We start from the raw sequence: 16,508 nt of genomic DNA, 5'->3' as shown, positions 1-16,508 counted from the left end.
ATGTCATCATCGTCCCCGGGTGGAACAACGGAGATGATCAGCAACCGTATAGGATGTCCGTTGACGGAGCAAACTGGTTTTCAGGTGTCAGAAAGTTGGCTGTCCCGTGGTTGCCAACAGCACCGAATACACGCTGCTGGAGGCGGTGACGAACAGCCGGTTCAGCTTGGGTCCGCCGAAACACAGGTTTGACACTTTCTCCGGTATGAAAACCTTGCCGAGCAGGGTGCCGTCCGCGTGATAGCAGTGCACACCGTCTCCGGCGCTGGTCCAGATGCGTCCCTGATTGTCAAAGCGGAAACCGTCGAACACACCGTGCTCGCACTCCGCGAAAACCTCGCCGCCGGACAGACTGCCGTCGGCTTTCACGGCGAATACGCGAATATGATGCTCGCCGCTTGCATACCGGGTCGCTCCGGAATCGGCTATGTAGAGTGTCTGCTCGTCCAGCGAGAAGGCAAGGCCGTTGGGGCAGGCAAAGTCGTCGGCTACGCGCACGCAATCGCCGCTGGCCGGGTCGAGGCGGTAGACATGCTCGCCGTCAAGTTCGGGCTCGGCCTGAAACCCCTCATAGTCGGATTCTATTCCGTAGGCAGGGTCGGTGAACCAGATGGTTCCGTCTGAACGCACCACGACATCATTGGGGCTGTTGAAACGTTTGCCTTGGTAGCGGGCGGCAAGCGTGGTGACGGAGCCGTCATGTTCCACACGGGTGACGCTGCGCGTGCCGTGTTCGCATGCGATGACCCGGCCTTCACGGTCCAGTGTGCTGCCGTTTGTATAACAGCCAAGCCCGCTGCGAATGTCGCCAACGCTGCCGCTCAGTTCATCCCATCTCAGGCGGCGGTCGTTTGGAATGTCGCTCCACAACAGGCACCTGAAGGCCGGCGAGTAGACCGGGCCCTCCGTCCAGCGCCCGCCGGTCCATATCCGCTCGATTGGTTCAGCCAGCTTTATGCTGCGGCGGAAACGGTCATCCCTGATCTCGTAATTGTCGTTCTTCACTGCCACTTTCCCCTGATTACCAATAGATGCTATATTTTTCATAGCAGAAACGAAACGCTATGGAAAGTATAGCAGATGGTAAAAATACCCAGACCCGGTCATCCTGTCAGGGGCTCGCGCAGCGGGGCGCCGGTCATGGCTCTGTTCGACCTGATCGGAAGGCGCTGGGCCATGGGCGTCTTGTGGACACTCAGCGAGATTGGCCCCGCCACCTTCCGTGACCTGCAGGACAAGTGTGAAACCATATCGCCCGCTGTTCTGAACCAGCGTCTCAAGGAACTGCAGGCGGCACGGCTCGTGCACAAGGTTGCATCCGGCTACGAAGTGACCGAGATCGGCAGGGAAATCTATTCGCATCTGGTGCCGCTCGGCAGTACGGCAAAGCTCTGGGCCAGGCACTTGTCTGATGAGTGACGGGGAACGCTGGCCTTAAGGTCTGCGGGCAGGGGGCGGTGCAGCAGCAGTGCCGCCTATGCTTTGACCACAAACTTGCAGAACAGTTTTTCACCGCGATCGCATTGCTCGTCCACCGTCGTTCCGGTGACATCCGACAAGAAGGCTGCAACTACCGAGCAGACGCAAGGCTCCTGGCGCACAGCCCGGCCCAGGGGGCAGCTGAAACTGCGCACCACCGGGTTGCCTTGCTGTGTGTCCACCACTGTCTCAGCCCCGAGAGTGTCAAGAAAGTCAGTGGCAGCTTGCAGTCGTCCGGTGAGACTCGACTGCCCGTTCACGTCCAGATGTGTGGCCATTTTCTCACCGACCTGGCGCATCAGCTGGCTGACCTGATCCCGTGGCAACTGCTCAGCCAGTGTCTGCATGGTCAGCTCGGCAAACGTCGGATAGGCCTGTGATGTTATGTCTTCGCGGCCGGACACGACACTGTACCTGACGGCCGGTTTGCCAACTCCCTTGCCGCGCTGGGTTTCGCCTTCCACGAGGCCATCGGCTTCAAGCTGCTTGAGCGGAACGATGACCGCATTGCGGGTGACGTTCAGCCGCTCCAACAGCTCCGGAATCGTCATGGCGTCGCGTCTTAGAAGTGAAAGAATATCATCTCTGGTGGACATGGGGTCGACTATTTCCTTGTTTCTACAGATATTTAGCAGGAATTCCCGTGGTTTTCAATTAAAAAGATAATAATAGCAGTTTTAATTGTTATTATTGATTTTATGTGATATTGCCACCGGTGACACCAACCAGGAAGGACACATCATGTGGACATCACTGAATGCCCGGTCGCTCGCCTCGAAGCCGGCTCGGTCAGTTGCCGAATTTCGATTCAAACCATTTGCAGCAGGAATAATTGCCATGACACTTCTCACCGCCGGCCAGGCCGTATCAGCCGAAACAGAAACCACGGCCGAAGACACGATCAATGCCCTGAACGGTGTCTTCGGCCGTCACGCCGGGGAGCGCACCTCACATGCCAAGGGATTTTGCGCGGCAGGCCACTTCATCGCCGCCGAACAGGAAGATGGTTTTGTGAAAGGCCCGTTGTTCAAGGCTGCAAGGACGAACGTGACGGCGCGGTTTTCCATCGGCGGCGGCAATCCGAAAGCCTCCGACAAGAGCCGCTCCGTGCGCGGCCTCGGGCTTCGTTTTCACATTTCAGATGATGAGGAACTGGATCTGGTGATGATTTCAGCGCCGGTGTTTTTTGCTGCAACCCCGTCCCAGTTTGTCGAGTTCCTGAAAGCCCGCACGGCAGACCCCGCTACAGGCCAGAAAGACCCGGCGAAGATCAAGGCGTTCAACGAGGCCAACCCCAATGTTATGGCGCACGTGAACTACCTGGCGGAAACGCCGCCGCCGGCGAGCTATGCCACCACTCCTTACTTCTCGACCCATGCTTTCCTGTTTGACGGCACAGCAAACAAGCAGCGTGCCGCACGCTGGATTTTCGAGCCTGCCGGTGGTTTCCAGGGCCTGACGAAACAGGAGGAGGAGAGTTTTCCGGACAGCTTCCTCGAGGCGGACCTGCGCGGACGCCTCACCGGCACCGCAGCGCAATGGGACGTCTTTCTGCAAATTGCAGAAGCCGGTGACGCGATCGACGATCCAACTGCCGTCTGGCCTGATACCCGCCGCAGGGTCGCTGCCGGCAAGCTGGTGATCGACCAGATCATCGAAAAAGGTACGCAGAACGATTGCACCGGCCTGGTCTTCGATCCGAACAACCTGCCCAGCGGCATCGAGGCAACGGACGATCCGATCCTCGCCATCCGCAGCCCGGCCTACGGCATCTCGCTGAACCGCCGGTCACAGTAACCTGTTTGCCAGCCGGCGTGCTCTGAAATTGATGGTACGCCGGCAAGATGGGTTATGAAACAAACCTTGAAACAGCCAGAATGCCCAGCATCAGCATGACGCTGCCCAGGCCCGCGAAGCCGAGTATGGACCAATTGGTCAGCCTGTCTTCCTTTTTGCTCAGAATGTCGCCTGTCGCAGCATCAAAATAGCCGTCAACATGATCACCCACGGCATGCAGTGGCGGGAATGTGCCGGCCTCGCTTGTCTTTTGCAGTCCCGAATGCGGTCCGTCGGTGATCCTGTACTCAAGGTGGATGTAACTGCCCTCCTTCCCGGCCCTGGCATGGCTGTCGACGACAACCAGCTTTACCGGTGTCCGGGTCTTGTTGAAGCTGCGCTGGCGCAGGAAAATCCCGAGGCTGAACAGGACGAACAATCCGCCACCTGAGATAAATACAATCGCGGCAACAAGGTTCATGGTTTCAGCTCTGGTTGTGCTGGCCGATGCCGAACGCCATCACAGGTTTATCTCGCCACTGAATATGGCCCGGGCAATGGCCTGTTCGCGGGTGCGCGCGCCGAACTTGCGCCGGGCATTGGTGATGTAAAGGCGAACCGCCGACTCGCTGAGCGACAGCCGTTGCGCGATCATCGACACCCGCAATCCTGCACAAAGCCATATCAGGCATTCGCGTTCACGGTCGCTGAGCAGTTGCTCTTTGCCCATGCTGCCTAATCCCAGCGCCACCATCCTTTCATAGGCCAGTACCGCTGCCAGGTGCATTTGCGTCGAGTGATCGCAATGCAGTTTCTCAAAGTGCTCGTCTGTTTCGCTGTTGGAAAATATCCAACCGCCAAACACGTCGTTATCCGGCGTGCGAACCGGAATGCCGAGATTGTTGACCGCCCCGTTTTCGGCAGCATGTTCGAGAAACATCTTGTGTTGCGGACACGCGCCGGGAAAGCTGGAGAGGTCCCTGGTGACGATTTTCTTGGCGCTCAAGCTGGTGCAGCTGAACAGCAGGAACGGATCTATCTCCCCGAGGCCTTCCTGGGCATAAGCTTGCCGGAAATCTGCGCTGAAACTGGAAATTATGCGTGGACGGCGAATGTGCCCGTCCGACATTTCGCCAAGCACCAGGGAACAGCCGGAATAACCGGCATTCGCAGCGTAATCAGCTGTGTGTCGCCAGATGGAAACAGCATCCGGCAGTGTGGTCAGTTCATCGACAAACCCGCCAAAACGTGAATCCATGCATGCGCTCCCGTACAGAGGTTGCGAAAAACGATGTTCACACTCAATGGTTGCAGAAACAATATATCGATTCTGCCATATTGCGGCAGGTGTGTGGTTTTCGTCTGCTTGAGCCTTGAGAGGTGCTGTGATTCCTCGAGAATCCTGTCTAAGGGCTCGAATTGATGACCACGTCCGGGACCGCGACTTTTGCAATTCCCGCAATTGCGGGCTGCCTGATACTGATTGCCGCGCAACCATCGGCGCACGCGGCATCAAAGAGGTACTGCGAGAAGTACGTGAAGCAGGCGCTCGCCCAGCAAAAACGCAACATCAACAATCGATGCGGTCTGACCGGCAGCTTGTGGAGTGATAATTTCTTCGTGCATGCCTACTACTGCACCGGAGCCAGTGAGGTAGCGGCCGGCAATAACCGCATATCTCGTGAAAATGCACTGAAAGCCTGCAAACCTCACAGTGGCGAACGAGAAGATTGCATCCGCATGGCCAGGTACGGACTGTATCGTCTCAAGGAAAACCGCGACATGAAATGCGGCTACAAGGGACCACTGGCCAACATCACAACTCTCAAGGATTTCGTAAACCGGTGTGTGGAAGCCGGTGCACTGTTCGGCAGGTTGTATAAACAGGTTGGAGCCACGGATGACTGCGCCGAGAGCAATCCGCGGGGGAACTCCGAGTTCTGCAGTTGGTATGGCCGCGCCAAGGTGGACCTGGAGCTGAAAATCAAGTTCCGGGCCTGCGGCAGCCGACCGAACGTCAATACGGTGGCTGCCGTCCGGCAGGCGCAATATGGCGATTGTCCGACACGCTGGCGGGAAATCTCGTTTGAACGCATTGAGGAACTGCGGCGCAAGCTGAAGAAGATCTGCAAATAGCGGAAAACTCCAGCGAGGTGGCGACCAGAGGAGGTTGAAATGCATAACGGCGTATCTGATGCGACCAATCGGAGAACAAGTGTACCGCATGCCTTGGCTGCAGGGCTCTTTTTCGGCATGGCAGCACTTGGTGTTGCAAGCACCACGGCCGGTGCGGAACCTTCCATCGATGCGGCCATGTTTGCCAATGGCAAAACCTATTTTTTCAAGGACATCGGCTATTACCGGTTGAACGGCAGCAAGGTCGAGCCCGGATATCCCAAGCTCATGCGGCAGTGGAAAGGGTTGCCGGACAAGTTTCTAAGCGGGCTGGATGCGGCACTTTATTTTCCCGAGCGCAAGAAGATCTATTTCTTCAGGGGCAACCAGTATGTGCGCATTACCGGCAGCAGGATGGACAAGGGTTATCCCAACACCATTGCCAAAGCCTGGAAGGGCATGCCGGCCCGCTTCCATGCAAATCTTGATGCCGCCGTGTATCGCAAGGGCCACACCTACTTTTTCAAGGGTGGCGAATATGTCCGTTTCACCGGCACGCGCATGGACAAGGGGTATCCGAAGAAACTGCCCGGCGGTTGGGGCTTTCCGGGCGGGTTCCGCAATAAGCTGGATGCAGCCTTCCAGTCCGGCAAGAACAAAAAATACTATGTGTTCAAGGGCGATCGCTATATCCGCCTGACCGACACAAAGCTGAACAAGGGTTATCCGCGCGCCCTGAGTGTATGGAAGGGATTGAGCGGTAATTTCGCCAACAAAAAGCCCAAACCGAAAGACGGTGGCACCGGGGGCAAAAGCCCGTATGATCTGAGCAAGGGCATACTGCCGGCTCAGATGTCCTGGTTGCCGCATGTATGTCCCAATCTGGATTTTTGCCCTCGGCTGGTCACCAGCCTGTATGATGTTCAGCTGCGCAGCTATGTACCACCGAGATTTCTGACGCTGGGCGGGGAGGGTAGCCCGTCGATTTATGCCGGCCTGGTGGCATCGCGCGATGTGCCCAAATATGGAGTGCGGGCCGGCTGTCGCTTCGACAGCCAGGAGTACAGAAATCGCATCCGCGACAACCAGACATTGTGGGAGGAAGGGCTTGAACTTGGTCAGGCCATTCTTACCCAGTGGGGCGGAGCGCTGAAATCGGCCAAATCGGCAGTGGCGTCCACGGTAGCTGGTGAAATCTGTTCGGTTATTGATAACAGCAATTCCTGCCGCAGCACCATGAAGGCTGCCATCACTGCCGGATTGAACGCAGGCCTGGTCGCGCTTGGCCTGCCACCGGAGATTCCCGACCTGAAAATGCTGCGCGAGCAGGGCATCAACTACCTGGCTTCGGAAGCAGTTTCGATTGCCCTGAGCAATGCCGACAAGGTGGCCGGTGAAGCCGTGCATGGCCTGATCAAGGAGCAGGTTTATGAAAAGGCCTTCAAGGCGGCCAAGAAAGTCCTGTCCAAGGAACTCAATTCGCTGGTGCCGTCTGCTGAATACAATCCTGAAAACCCCGAATCCTGGGGTTATTGGGTGAGGGCCTACTCGCCGCATCCGGCGCATGCCTATGTCACCATCAAACGGCGCAAGGACATAAAGCCTGTGGTCTATGGCCTGATGGCACAGCTTAATATGCGCAACCGGCCACAACTGGCATTGCATGACCGCAACAAGGTCTGGGGACTGACACTGATACCGTTCCCGGAATACGTTCCCGCTGAAGGCCTGACACTGCCGATCGTGCTGAAACCCTCCTACGGTCCCAAGAATGCCGCCGACAAGGTGATGTCCGCGAATGTTCCCGGGCAACCGATTTCCGATCACTGGCTCAATAACAAATTCGGCATGAGTGCGTATTACATGCGCGAATACCAGTCCAATTACGATCACCGTCGCTCCACCAGCGGTCAGCCGGGATCAGACTGGGACTTGTTTTACTCCGGACTTAAGCTCAAATACAATTTTCAGTTGTTGGCCACCTGGTCGCCGTTCAGTGCAGATAAAAAGGGTTATGAGGGCGTGGTGTTTTCCGAACAGTCGCGGAGCAACGGCATTGTCTGGGATGCCGTAACCGGGGTGGGTGTTCGCAAGACTAACGAGAAGTGCAAAACCAGCTGGTGGTATGCCGATCAGATAAAGGACTACATGGGTCGCATGGATCCGCCAAAGCACTGTAACGGCCAGAGGAACCTGGTGAACTACAACGTAAAGGGCGTCCAGAAATGGTGCTATTGATAGCCGCCTGTAAGGCGCAGTGACTCCGTCTAGTCGATAATGTCGGACGGTTCGGTCCGGCTCTGCTCTATCAGCCAGTCCCACATGCGTTTGACCGGGGTTGCGTTCTTTGATTTGCGCGGCGCCACGATGAAAAACCCGAGGTCCTTCTGCACAGTTTGCTGAAACGGCCGGACCAGCCGGCCAGAAGCCAGTTCATCGGCGACGAACAGGTCACCGGCAAGCGCCACTCCCTGACCGGAAAGAGCTGCATCGACTGCATGGGCGGTCTGGTTGAACCTGATGCTGCGAAACTCGCGCGCCGGTCTGCCGGGAACGAATTCCTCGATATAAAGCGGCCAGAGACCATGGCCGTCGAGCAGCAGGGTGTGATGTTCAAGGTCTTCCGGCATCAGCAGGGGATGGTCGCCTTGCAGCAGGGCCGGGCTGCAGACAGCATAGATTTCCGCCGGGAACAATGCCGCCGACACCAGGCCGGACAGGCTCGGCGCGCGGCCCTGTCGCACGGCAAGGTCAATGCCGTCGTCCTGGAAATTGGCCAGGTCAGCCGACGCCACGATCTGCACATTCAGGTCAGGATTGGAGGCGGTGAACTGCGCCAACCGCGGCACCAGCCATTTCGTCGCGAAAGACGGCGTGACGGAGATCGTCACCACGCCTTGCTGCGGGCGCAGCTCATCGCTCGCATCGCGTATCAGTTCAAAGGCCCGCTGTATCGGGGCATGGTATTTGCGGCCTTCATCGGTCAGCGCCAGCCCTCTGGCGAGCCGTTCAAACAGTTTGACCTGGAAGTCGGCCTCCAGTGCGCGTACGTGCTGGGCAACGGCACCCTGGGTGACGCCAATTTCTTCAGCCGCCAGCCGGAAATTCAGGTGGCGGCCGGAGGCTTCAAACGCTTTCAGCGCATTCAGGGGAGGCAGTCGGGGCACAGGTTCCATCCGTTACGCAGTAGTTTTTCTATAGTCTAAAGAGTGTTTTTATGGTTGGTCAACCGCGCGCCCGATCCCTAGTTTTGCCGGCAATCGCAATATCTTAATCACATCAGCACAAGAGGTCTGACATGTCCGAGCAAAAAGTAGCAATCATAACAGCTGGCGGCAGCGGCATGGGCGCAGACTCAGCCCGCAAGCTGGCGGCTGACGGTTTTCACGTGGCCATCCTGTCATCGTCCGGCAAGGGCGAAGCGCTGGCTAACGAGCTTGGCGGCATCGGTGTCACCGGGTCCAACCAATCGGTTGACGATCTGCAGCGCCTCGTCGATGCGACCATGGAAAAATGGGGGCGGGTAGACGTTCTTGTAAACAGTGCCGGTCACGGGCCGCGTGCGCCGGTTCTCGACCTGAGCGATGAAGACTGGCACACCGGCATGGATGTCTATTTCCTCAACGTCGTGCGCCCGACCCGCCTCGTAACACCCATCATGCAGGCCCAGAAATCCGGCACTATCATCAACATCTCGACCTTTGCCGCGTTTGAACCCAACCCGGTGTTTCCTACTTCGGGCGTGTTCCGGGCCGGCCTTGCCGCCTTTACCAAACTGTTCTCCGACAAGTATGCGACTGACAACATCAGGATGAACAATGTGCTGCCGGGCTTCATCAACAGCCTGCCGGAAAAGCAGGAGTTTCTCGAGCAGATTCCGATGCAGCGCTACGGAGACTCGCTGGGCGAGATCGCATCCGTCGTCGCCTTCCTGGCGTCTGGCGGCGCGGCCTACATCACCGGCCAGAACATCCGCGTGGATGGCGGGATCACTCGGTCCGTGTAACCGGGTGACGCTCTATGGCGCCACCCAGCTGCCGTGCCAGTCTAAGCCGTTGCGCACAAGGATCGCTCGTTCGTGACCATCAGGTGAAAGGTCGAGCCAATCCACGCTGGTCACTGACATGACCACCATGCAGAAGTTCTCATAGCCGTCGTCACGGGTCACCGTCTGGTTCGTGGGCTGGCCGTCGGATGGGCTGTCTATGGGTGTGCCCGGCACCAGCGGATTGCGAAACAGCACCAGGGAATGGTCCCGGCTGGCATCCCAGGCTGTGCGTTTGACACGGCCGTCTGTGATGACGTGAGCCCGGCCTTCCAGCCTGATCTGGAGGTTTTTCTCAAGATCGGCCGCCACCAGCGCCACATCCGGGTTGGCATTGATCTCGGCAATCTTGCTCGAGCGCACATCGGTGTGAAAGGTAATTTCGCGGACGTCCTCGGACACCCGGCGCAGCACGACATAGCGCACTTTAGCCGACCCGTCCGTGCTGACGGTTGCCAGTTGCGCAATGCTGTAGGGCGAACGTCCCGGTGCCGCTCCTTCGCGCAGGCAGGCCCAGACGGTTGCGAGAACCTGTTCGAGGCCGGTGTTTCCGGCGACCGGTTTGAAGGCTGGCGGGTGTGTGGTCACGGCTGTCCGTTTTCAGGTAATCAGGTGGATTTTGGCCAAGTGCTGCGCAACCTGCTGGTCAAGGGTGAATTCATGCCTGCATAAATTGTCCTTCACCCTGACGCCAACAAAAAAGGCGCCGCGGTGAGCGACGCCTCTTTGAATTCCCGATGCAAAAACCAGATTAGTCGATGTTCTCGCCGGCTGCGGACCAGCGGCCAAAGTTGGGCAGGTCGAGACCGGCGCCGGTGCGTTCGAATTCCTTGCGGGTTGTGCCGCCGAAATGATAGCTGGTGCCGACCATGATGGTGTGGTCGGTGTACTTTGTATCTTCTTCTTCATCGTCGTCGGCTTGAAGGTCGCGTCTGTAGTGATTACCGCGATAGCCGACAAACACTGCCGTGTCTCCGATGACGGGCAAGCCCTCCAGCACGGTGTCAAACCGGACGCCCCACTCTATTATCTGGGCATCGTTGGAGTTTTCGTTGTCTGTTTTACCATCCGCAAAGGCGGCTTCCAGTTGCAGGCGGGTGTTCGGGCTGATGAACCAGCGTCCAACGCCGCGTACAAAGGCGGCATCCCGAAATGCATCATTACCATCGCCCGGAAATTCGTCATCTTCTGAGTCCATGAACCCGGCCTGCAGGTAAAAGGTCAGATCCTCGGTGTAGTACTGGCCTTCGCCGCCGACAAACCAGAACTGGGTATTCTGGGTGTTCGGGTCTTCCTGACCGCCGTCGGTGTTGTCATCGCCCCTGCCGGCGCCAAAACCGCCGAATGCGCCGAACAGGCCACGGCTTGGGTCGCGCCACGAAAGATGCGCGCCGAACTGCAGAGCGTATTCAAAGGTATCGGATGAGAACTCGCCGCTAAACGCCGTCGAGCCGTACTCAAAATCAACATCGCTTTGTATCGACAGGTTTTCCCCGAGCGGCAGGCTCAGGCGGCCGGACAGGCCGGATGCGAGGAATTCGTCCTGGTCCGGCTCCACGTTACCTTCCGGATTTGAAATGAAAGTAACACCGGTCCAGCTTTCAACCACGCCGGACACAACCAGGTCCTGTATGGCCCGGTCGGTTTCATAGTCCGCTGCCTTGGCCGCATTCGCCGATACGGCAAGTGCCAGCGCTACAACCGACGACGCAACAACTGCTTTCATCTCCGCAATCCCCTCAGTTTCCTGGCCCGCCCCGAGCTTTGACAAACGATAGCTGCCAGAACGTCAGCGTACAATGGACTTTACTGGCAAAACGGCTGTTTTTTGGAAACTGTGTCTTATTTGTCACAGTCAAATCAGTACAGCCGCGCGATCAGTTCCACCGGGGCAATGCGTCCGGCTGCGATGTTGTCGGCCATGTTCTTCACTTTTATGGCCCGGCTTTCACCCATCAGGATATGTATGCCAAGCGGTGGCGGGCCTCCGGCGGCCTTGGTTAGCGCGGCCAGTTCCGCAAAGAACGCCAGGGCGAAGTGGCGCCGGTTTCGCTGCGCGGTGATTTCGAAGCCTGCCGTTTCAAGCGCTGATTTGTATTGACCGGGTGACGCCAGTGCGCTGGTTGCAGCGGTTTCCGCCCACGGCACCGGAAAGCTGATCCCGGTGTCGCCTGTCTGCATCACGTCATAGATGCCGAACGTGGCGCCGGGCTTCAACACCCGGGCAACCTCACCAAACAGGGTTTCCTTGTCGGCAATGTTCATGCCCACATGCATCATGTAGGCCGCATCGAAGCCTGAATTGCCGAACGGCATGGCAAGCGCGCTGCCTTCGACAAGCGTTATGGTGTTTTCCAGACCAACCCACCGGCACAGCACCTGTCCGGCCTGCACGAATTCTGCCGTCAGGTCGATGCCGGTGACGGTTGCGCCATAGTGGCTGGCCGCAAACCGTGCCGGCCCACCCAGCCCGCAGCCGACATCGAGCACATGGGACTGGTTGGTCAGCGACAGCTGGTCGAGGAATTCAACTGATGCCACGCGTCCGCCGATATGGAATTCGTCAATGGGAGCAAGGTCATCGATGGTGACGGTTTCAGGTGTCTTTCCGATCCCGCCGATCCCGTCCCTGATCGCATCAAGCAGCGAACCGTGGGTATAATGCTTGGCAACCTCGCGTGACCCAGCCATGACAATCTGCCTTTCGCTTCTGAAATTCTTGATATCTGGCAACGTGTTCCGGTCCAGTCTACTTGCACGGCAACTGGCCGCCAACGGGCATGTGCCGACAGTACCTGACAGTTGCGCAGCAGAAGAATTGGCGTGCAACACTGCACGAGCGGCAAACCAAGCCACTGTTGTAATTATGTCACACATTCTAAGAAAATGCGTATCCACACAGCTCACGTATTGTGGTGAATTCTGAATTCGGGCAGATTACGGACCGTATCGAGGCAATACAGAACAAAATCAGGCAGGGACATGTCATGAAACGCACTATCGCCGGAATTGCAGCAGCAGGTTTTTTCGCGACACTTGGTGCTACGGCGTCGCACGCCGCCGACCTGGAAACCGAGCGGGCATTGGGGCTGATCATTTCGGGCAGCTATGAGAGCTGGACCGGGGTTTCGGTCATCGGCGGCTTCGATACCAACGGAGGCGCCACTCCTGATAACGACGTTCATTTCATGTCTGGCGGCGAGGCACGATTGAGTTTCCCCCTCGGCGAAACACTGTCGATACAGCAGGATCTGAAGTACGAACTCAACAGTGAGCAGTTGTTTAACACCGACTCCGCGACGGGAGTTGATGACTATTTCGGCTATCAATTTCAGGCCACGACGCACTTTTCCTTCCTGAGGGATCCGTCCACGGGTTTGTTGGGGGTTTTCGGCGGCTTTGGCGGCGGTTACTCCGACAATGACGAAATGTCTGCCTGGTTCGTTGGCGGTGAATTCCAGTATTATCTGGGCGATTGGACACTCCAGGGACAGGCCGGGTATTTTTATTCGGATGAAGACGAGGCCTCTGCTGCGGAGACGATGCGCAAGGCGGTGTTTGGCCGCGGCGTTGCCCGCTGGTATCTCACACCCGACAGCCGTATTCAATTTGAGGCTTCTTACGCAAATGGGGTGTCAGACGAAGACGAAGATGATGCTGAGCTTTTTGAATGGGGTGCAAGGTACGATACCGTGGTCGCCGGTTTGCCGGTGGTTGGCGACACCACCTTGTTCGCGCGCTATCGCGGCAACTATTTTGAAAATACAGATGGCGGCGTTTCCGAAGAATTTGACGATCACACCTTTATGGTGGGAGCTCACTGGTCGTTCGGCGGAAGTTCGCGTCAGGAGCACGACCGCTTCGGTGTAGCACTGGATTCGCCTGATATCGTGCGCTGGGCCCAGTCCGGCGAGATACTGGACTAGACTTCCCGGTTAGTCATTGCAGGCAGACATCAACATGGCGCGCGGCGGGCACATCTCGCCGCGCAGCTGTTTGTGCGCGCGGCCAGAGCAAGGCGAAGAACGCTGTTCGATCGGAAAAGATGGATTGCTGCAGGATTTCGAGCCATGATGTCAGCTTAATTCGCAAGGGGGTCCCGGATGAGTGTTGAATTCCTGCTGACGTCAATTGTCGTCGTTCTGTTGCCGGGAACCGGTGTGCTGTACACGCTGGCCATTGGGCTGGGGCGCGGGTTCCGGCCCAGCATTGCGGCTGCGTTCGGCTGCACACTGGGCATTCTGCCGGCAGCGATTGCCAGTATCGTCGGGCTGGCCGCCATTCTGCACACCAGTGCGCTGGCCTTCCAGATCGTAAAGTACCTCGGCGTCGCCTATCTGTTCTACATGGCCTGGAGCATCATGAAGGACGGCGGCACGCTGGATGTCACCGAAGACACGGCGCCGGTTCCGGCCGGCAGGACGATCCTGAACGGCATGCTGCTCAATGTGCTGAACCCCAAGCTGTCCTTGTTCTTCATGGCCTTCCTGCCGCAGTTCGTGCCGCTTGATGCGCAAGGCGCAACGGCAAGCCTGGTGCTGCTGGCGGGCGTTTTCATGGCGCTCACCTTCATCATTTTTGTCGGCTACGGCGCCTGCGCGGCCATGGCCCGTGATTATGTAATTTCGCGCCCCGTCGTCATGACGTGGCTCAAGCGGAGTTTCGCCGGTACATTCGGGTTTCTGGGCCTGAGGCTTGCCCTGTCTGAGCGGTAGGTACGGCTCCAAAGCGCAGGCCGGCCCCAAGTCGCCGGCCTGACAATCGGTTCCGTTTCATCAAAACCGTGCTGCAGTGTGAGGAACTGCACTTGCCTCTTGCCGGGCCGCCTGCGATCAAGCAGCCATGACCAAATACCATTCACCAGCCACATCAGTCATTGTCATTGGTGCAGGGCTTTCCGGCCTCACCACAGCGCGCGAACTCGCGCAACGAGGCATACCTGTCACCGTTCTGGAGGCTCGCGACCGGGTTGCTGACCCCTGGCGTGCTCGACATCCGCAATTGCGCCTCAACATTCACCGGCATTTTGCCAGCCTGCCGGGGCGGCCGATGCCGGATAAGGACGGCACCTTCCTTCGCCGCGACACGGTCGTGGACTATCTTGAAGGATATGCAACCGACCTTGATGTGCCGGTCCGGTTCGGCGTCAAGGTGACCGGTATTGAGCGGGCAGGGTCTGTCTGGCGCCTGGCAACCGAAGACCGGACCTTGGAATGCAGCCATGTGATTTTTGCTACCGGGCGTGACCGGATCCCGCACATACCCGGTTGGAAGGGGCGGGATGGGTTCAAGGGAGAACTGGTCCACGCTGCCGATCTGGGTGACGTTGCCCGGCTGGACGGCAAACGTGTGCTGGTCATCGGTGCGGGAAATTCTGGCGGGGACGTTCTGAACCATCTGGCGCAACATGATCCGGCGGAAGTGTTGATATCCGTTCGCCACGGCCCGGCAATCGTGCCGACCCGGGTGTTCGGGTTTCCGCTGCACCGCGCGGCAAACCTGTTTGCCGCGCTGCCGGTTGCCATGCTCGACCCGGCATTCCGGCTGATGCAATGGCTGTTTTTCGGCAACCTTGCCCGCTACGGGCTCACAAGTCATCCGGATGGCGGTGGCACACGGTTGTTGAGAGATGGCATTGCATTTGCCATGGATGACGGCTTTGTCGCCGCCGTAAAGGATGGCCGTTTCAAGGTGGCCGGCACTGTAGCTGAATTCCGCCATGGCGAGGTTGTGTTTGAAAATGGGCAGACTTTCTGCGCGGATACGGTGATCTGCGCAACCGGCTATCACACCGGCCTGGAATCCTTGCTCGGCCATCTGGCAGTGCTGGACGACCATGGCGTTCCGCTGCATCCCGCCGGCGAGACCGACCCTGCCAACAATGGCCTCTGGTTCACCGGCTACCGGCCGGTATTCCAGGGATACTTTCATGCTGCCGCCGAAACTGCCGGGCGGATTGCGGATGCGATACAGACACAGCGCTGACGCCTCGCGACTGGCTGGACCTAAGCCAGACTCGAATTTTGACGCAAAAACCTCACAATTCAACCGTTTTCGGCCCAATAAAAAACCTGCGGGCAAGATCATATGCGTATCCGGGTGAGCCGTTCAGACAACGAATGTCACCTGACATGAATCTGCCCGTCAAGCTGACGGGGTGTCTAACTTTGGAGGGTGCGATGAAAAGACTTTTTGCTGTTCTTGCTGTTTCGGTGCTGGCTGTCAGTGCTGCACAGGCTGCGGATTTTGCCGATGTGGATACCGATGCCGACGGTTCCGTCTCGCTGGATGAGGCCGTGTCCATGATGCCGGACCTGACTGAAGATGCCTTCATTTCGGCAGATGCCAACGCGGATGGTTCGCTGACGGCGGATGAATTCGCCAGCATGAAAAACTAGCATCAAGCGTGCGCACCCGGATTGACGTTCGCTCATGCGAGGCCAGTCCGGGCCGCTCCAGCGGTTTGCTACACGCTTTCGGCCTCCGGCGCCGGGCCGTGGTAAATCATCTTCCAGTCCCCGGCGTCCTTGCGAAAGATGTTGATCATCCGCACGCTTCCCGGATTGAGTTTCTCCAGGCAGGTCACCGCCCAGCCGCCCGTGGAAAACCGGACAGCTTCGACCTCGCAGCTTATGTCGGGCGGCCGGCGCATCATCTGCGCCCAGCTCTGCAACACTGCCTCGCGTCCGTCAATCCGCCCGGTTGACGGGTGCTGCACGGCAACCGGCTCCCGCTCGCTCCATACATTTGCCATGGCCGCAGTGTCGCTTTCCCGAAACGCCCGGTAGAACTCGGTGTTGACGGCAAGAACCGCTTCGCGGTCTGTGCTGGACTGCGCCGCAGCGCCAGGCACTTGAACAGCCATAAACAGGATGAACAGAGCGAGGAGATGAAGACCCTGCTTTTTCGCGACCGACAACATAACAGTTTCCGCCTGTTTTTTTCGAGCCGTCACCAGAGCATGAAAATACCGGATCATGGTGTCCGGCCTTCTCTTTTACAGGAACATTTTAGCAGCATGATGTCCCGGCACTCCAATCACGCCTTTGTTCGCCCTGGGCACACGCGAGACCATCAGCGTCCTGCGGAGGAG

At 58.0% G+C, this 16,508-nt stretch carries 18 protein-coding genes; 9 read left to right on the top strand and 9 right to left on the bottom strand.

The window, feature by feature from the left end; genetic code table 11:
• Positions 1-87: 87 nt before the first annotated feature.
• Entirely contained in the window at positions 88-1,047 is a 960-nt protein-coding gene (locus tag DHN55_RS16060; RefSeq protein WP_108882466.1) for an SMP-30/gluconolactonase/LRE family protein, read from the bottom strand.
• 33 nt (positions 1,048-1,080) lie between these two features.
• On the opposite strand from DHN55_RS16060, the gene DHN55_RS16055 reads away from it, so the two are divergent.
• Positions 1,081-1,419 (top strand): winged helix-turn-helix transcriptional regulator, encoded by a 339-nt coding sequence (locus DHN55_RS16055; protein WP_108882465.1) that lies wholly within the window; start codon positions 1,081-1,083, stop codon positions 1,417-1,419.
• Between the two features lie 56 nt (positions 1,420-1,475).
• Here the strand turns inward: DHN55_RS16055 and DHN55_RS16050 are convergent, their stop codons facing one another.
• Positions 1,476-2,075, bottom strand: a complete 600-nt coding sequence (locus DHN55_RS16050; protein WP_108882464.1) for an ArsR family transcriptional regulator — start codon at positions 2,073-2,075, stop codon at positions 1,476-1,478.
• 241 nt (positions 2,076-2,316) lie between these two features.
• Here DHN55_RS16050 and DHN55_RS16045 point away from each other — a divergent pair, with 241 nt between their 5' ends.
• The gene (locus DHN55_RS16045) at positions 2,317-3,276 is read left to right on the top strand and encodes a catalase family peroxidase (RefSeq protein ID WP_337660405.1); all 960 of its coding nucleotides are present in this window, start codon (positions 2,317-2,319) and stop codon (positions 3,274-3,276) included.
• Positions 3,277-3,328: 52 nt separating this feature from the next.
• On the opposite strand, the gene DHN55_RS16040 is transcribed toward DHN55_RS16045, so the two are convergent.
• Positions 3,329-3,736 (bottom strand): DUF3592 domain-containing protein, encoded by a 408-nt coding sequence (locus DHN55_RS16040; protein WP_108882462.1) that lies wholly within the window; start codon positions 3,734-3,736, stop codon positions 3,329-3,331.
• A gap of 39 nt (positions 3,737-3,775) precedes the next feature.
• Positions 3,776-4,513: a helix-turn-helix transcriptional regulator gene (locus tag DHN55_RS16035; protein ID WP_337660404.1), complete on the bottom strand. Its 738-nt coding sequence runs from the start codon at positions 4,511-4,513 to the stop codon at positions 3,776-3,778.
• Positions 4,514-4,677: 164 nt separating this feature from the next.
• On the opposite strand from DHN55_RS16035, the gene DHN55_RS16030 reads away from it, so the two are divergent.
• Both DHN55_RS16030 and DHN55_RS16025 read left to right on the top strand, forming a co-directional pair.
• Positions 4,678-5,391 (top strand): hypothetical protein, encoded by a 714-nt coding sequence (locus tag DHN55_RS16030; RefSeq protein ID WP_337660403.1) that lies wholly within the window; start codon positions 4,678-4,680, stop codon positions 5,389-5,391.
• A gap of 39 nt (positions 5,392-5,430) precedes the next feature.
• Positions 5,431-7,608 carry a hemopexin repeat-containing protein gene (locus DHN55_RS16025; protein WP_108882459.1) on the top strand — a complete coding sequence of 726 codons (2,178 nt, stop codon included), beginning with the start codon at positions 5,431-5,433 and terminating at the stop codon, positions 7,606-7,608.
• 29 nt (positions 7,609-7,637) lie between these two features.
• On the opposite strand, the gene DHN55_RS16020 is transcribed toward DHN55_RS16025, so the two are convergent.
• Positions 7,638-8,546, bottom strand: coding sequence for a LysR substrate-binding domain-containing protein (locus DHN55_RS16020; protein WP_108882458.1), 909 nt, complete (start codon positions 8,544-8,546; stop codon positions 7,638-7,640).
• 122 nt (positions 8,547-8,668) lie between these two features.
• Between DHN55_RS16020 and DHN55_RS16015 the strand changes: the two genes are divergently transcribed.
• On the top strand, positions 8,669-9,376 hold the full coding sequence (locus DHN55_RS16015; protein WP_108882457.1) for an SDR family oxidoreductase: 708 nt from the start codon (positions 8,669-8,671) through the stop codon (positions 9,374-9,376).
• A gap of 12 nt (positions 9,377-9,388) precedes the next feature.
• On the opposite strand, the gene DHN55_RS16010 is transcribed toward DHN55_RS16015, so the two are convergent.
• The 3 genes from DHN55_RS16010 to DHN55_RS16000 all read right to left on the bottom strand — a co-directional run bounded on the left by DHN55_RS16010 (position 9,389) and on the right by DHN55_RS16000 (position 12,106).
• A complete protein-coding gene (locus tag DHN55_RS16010) occupies positions 9,389-10,003 on the bottom strand; it encodes a pyridoxamine 5'-phosphate oxidase family protein (RefSeq protein ID WP_108882456.1) in 615 nt (204 codons plus the stop codon).
• Positions 10,004-10,166: 163 nt separating this feature from the next.
• Entirely contained in the window at positions 10,167-11,141 is a 975-nt protein-coding gene (locus DHN55_RS16005) for a hypothetical protein (RefSeq protein WP_108882455.1), read from the bottom strand.
• A gap of 134 nt (positions 11,142-11,275) precedes the next feature.
• Positions 11,276-12,106: a methyltransferase domain-containing protein gene (locus DHN55_RS16000; RefSeq protein WP_108882454.1), complete on the bottom strand. Its 831-nt coding sequence runs from the start codon at positions 12,104-12,106 to the stop codon at positions 11,276-11,278.
• Between the two features lie 296 nt (positions 12,107-12,402).
• Here DHN55_RS16000 and DHN55_RS15995 point away from each other — a divergent pair, with 296 nt between their 5' ends.
• The 4 genes from DHN55_RS15995 (at position 12,403) to DHN55_RS15980 (ending at position 15,813) form a co-directional block, all read left to right on the top strand.
• Positions 12,403-13,341 (top strand): hypothetical protein, encoded by a 939-nt coding sequence (locus tag DHN55_RS15995; RefSeq protein ID WP_337660402.1) that lies wholly within the window; start codon positions 12,403-12,405, stop codon positions 13,339-13,341.
• A gap of 177 nt (positions 13,342-13,518) precedes the next feature.
• Complete coding sequence (locus DHN55_RS15990; RefSeq protein ID WP_108882452.1) at positions 13,519-14,130, top strand: LysE family transporter; 612 nt, start codon at positions 13,519-13,521, stop codon at positions 14,128-14,130.
• A gap of 127 nt (positions 14,131-14,257) precedes the next feature.
• Complete coding sequence (locus DHN55_RS15985; protein ID WP_108882451.1) at positions 14,258-15,400, top strand: FAD-dependent oxidoreductase; 1,143 nt, start codon at positions 14,258-14,260, stop codon at positions 15,398-15,400.
• A 194-nt stretch (positions 15,401-15,594) separates the two neighbouring features.
• Positions 15,595-15,813: a hypothetical protein gene (locus DHN55_RS15980; RefSeq protein ID WP_337660401.1), complete on the top strand. Its 219-nt coding sequence runs from the start codon at positions 15,595-15,597 to the stop codon at positions 15,811-15,813.
• A 68-nt stretch (positions 15,814-15,881) separates the two neighbouring features.
• On the opposite strand, the gene DHN55_RS15975 is transcribed toward DHN55_RS15980, so the two are convergent.
• A complete protein-coding gene (locus tag DHN55_RS15975) occupies positions 15,882-16,394 on the bottom strand; it encodes a nuclear transport factor 2 family protein (RefSeq protein WP_108882449.1) in 513 nt (170 codons plus the stop codon).
• Between the last annotated feature and the right edge of the window lie 114 nt (positions 16,395-16,508).

Origin of the sequence: Anderseniella sp. Alg231-50 (genome assembly GCF_900149695.1) — a bacterium.
GTDB lineage: Bacteria > Pseudomonadota > Alphaproteobacteria > Rhizobiales > Aestuariivirgaceae > Anderseniella.
The sequence above is the reverse complement of the archived record's forward strand: the minus strand, read 5'-3'. Positions and strand labels throughout refer to the sequence as shown.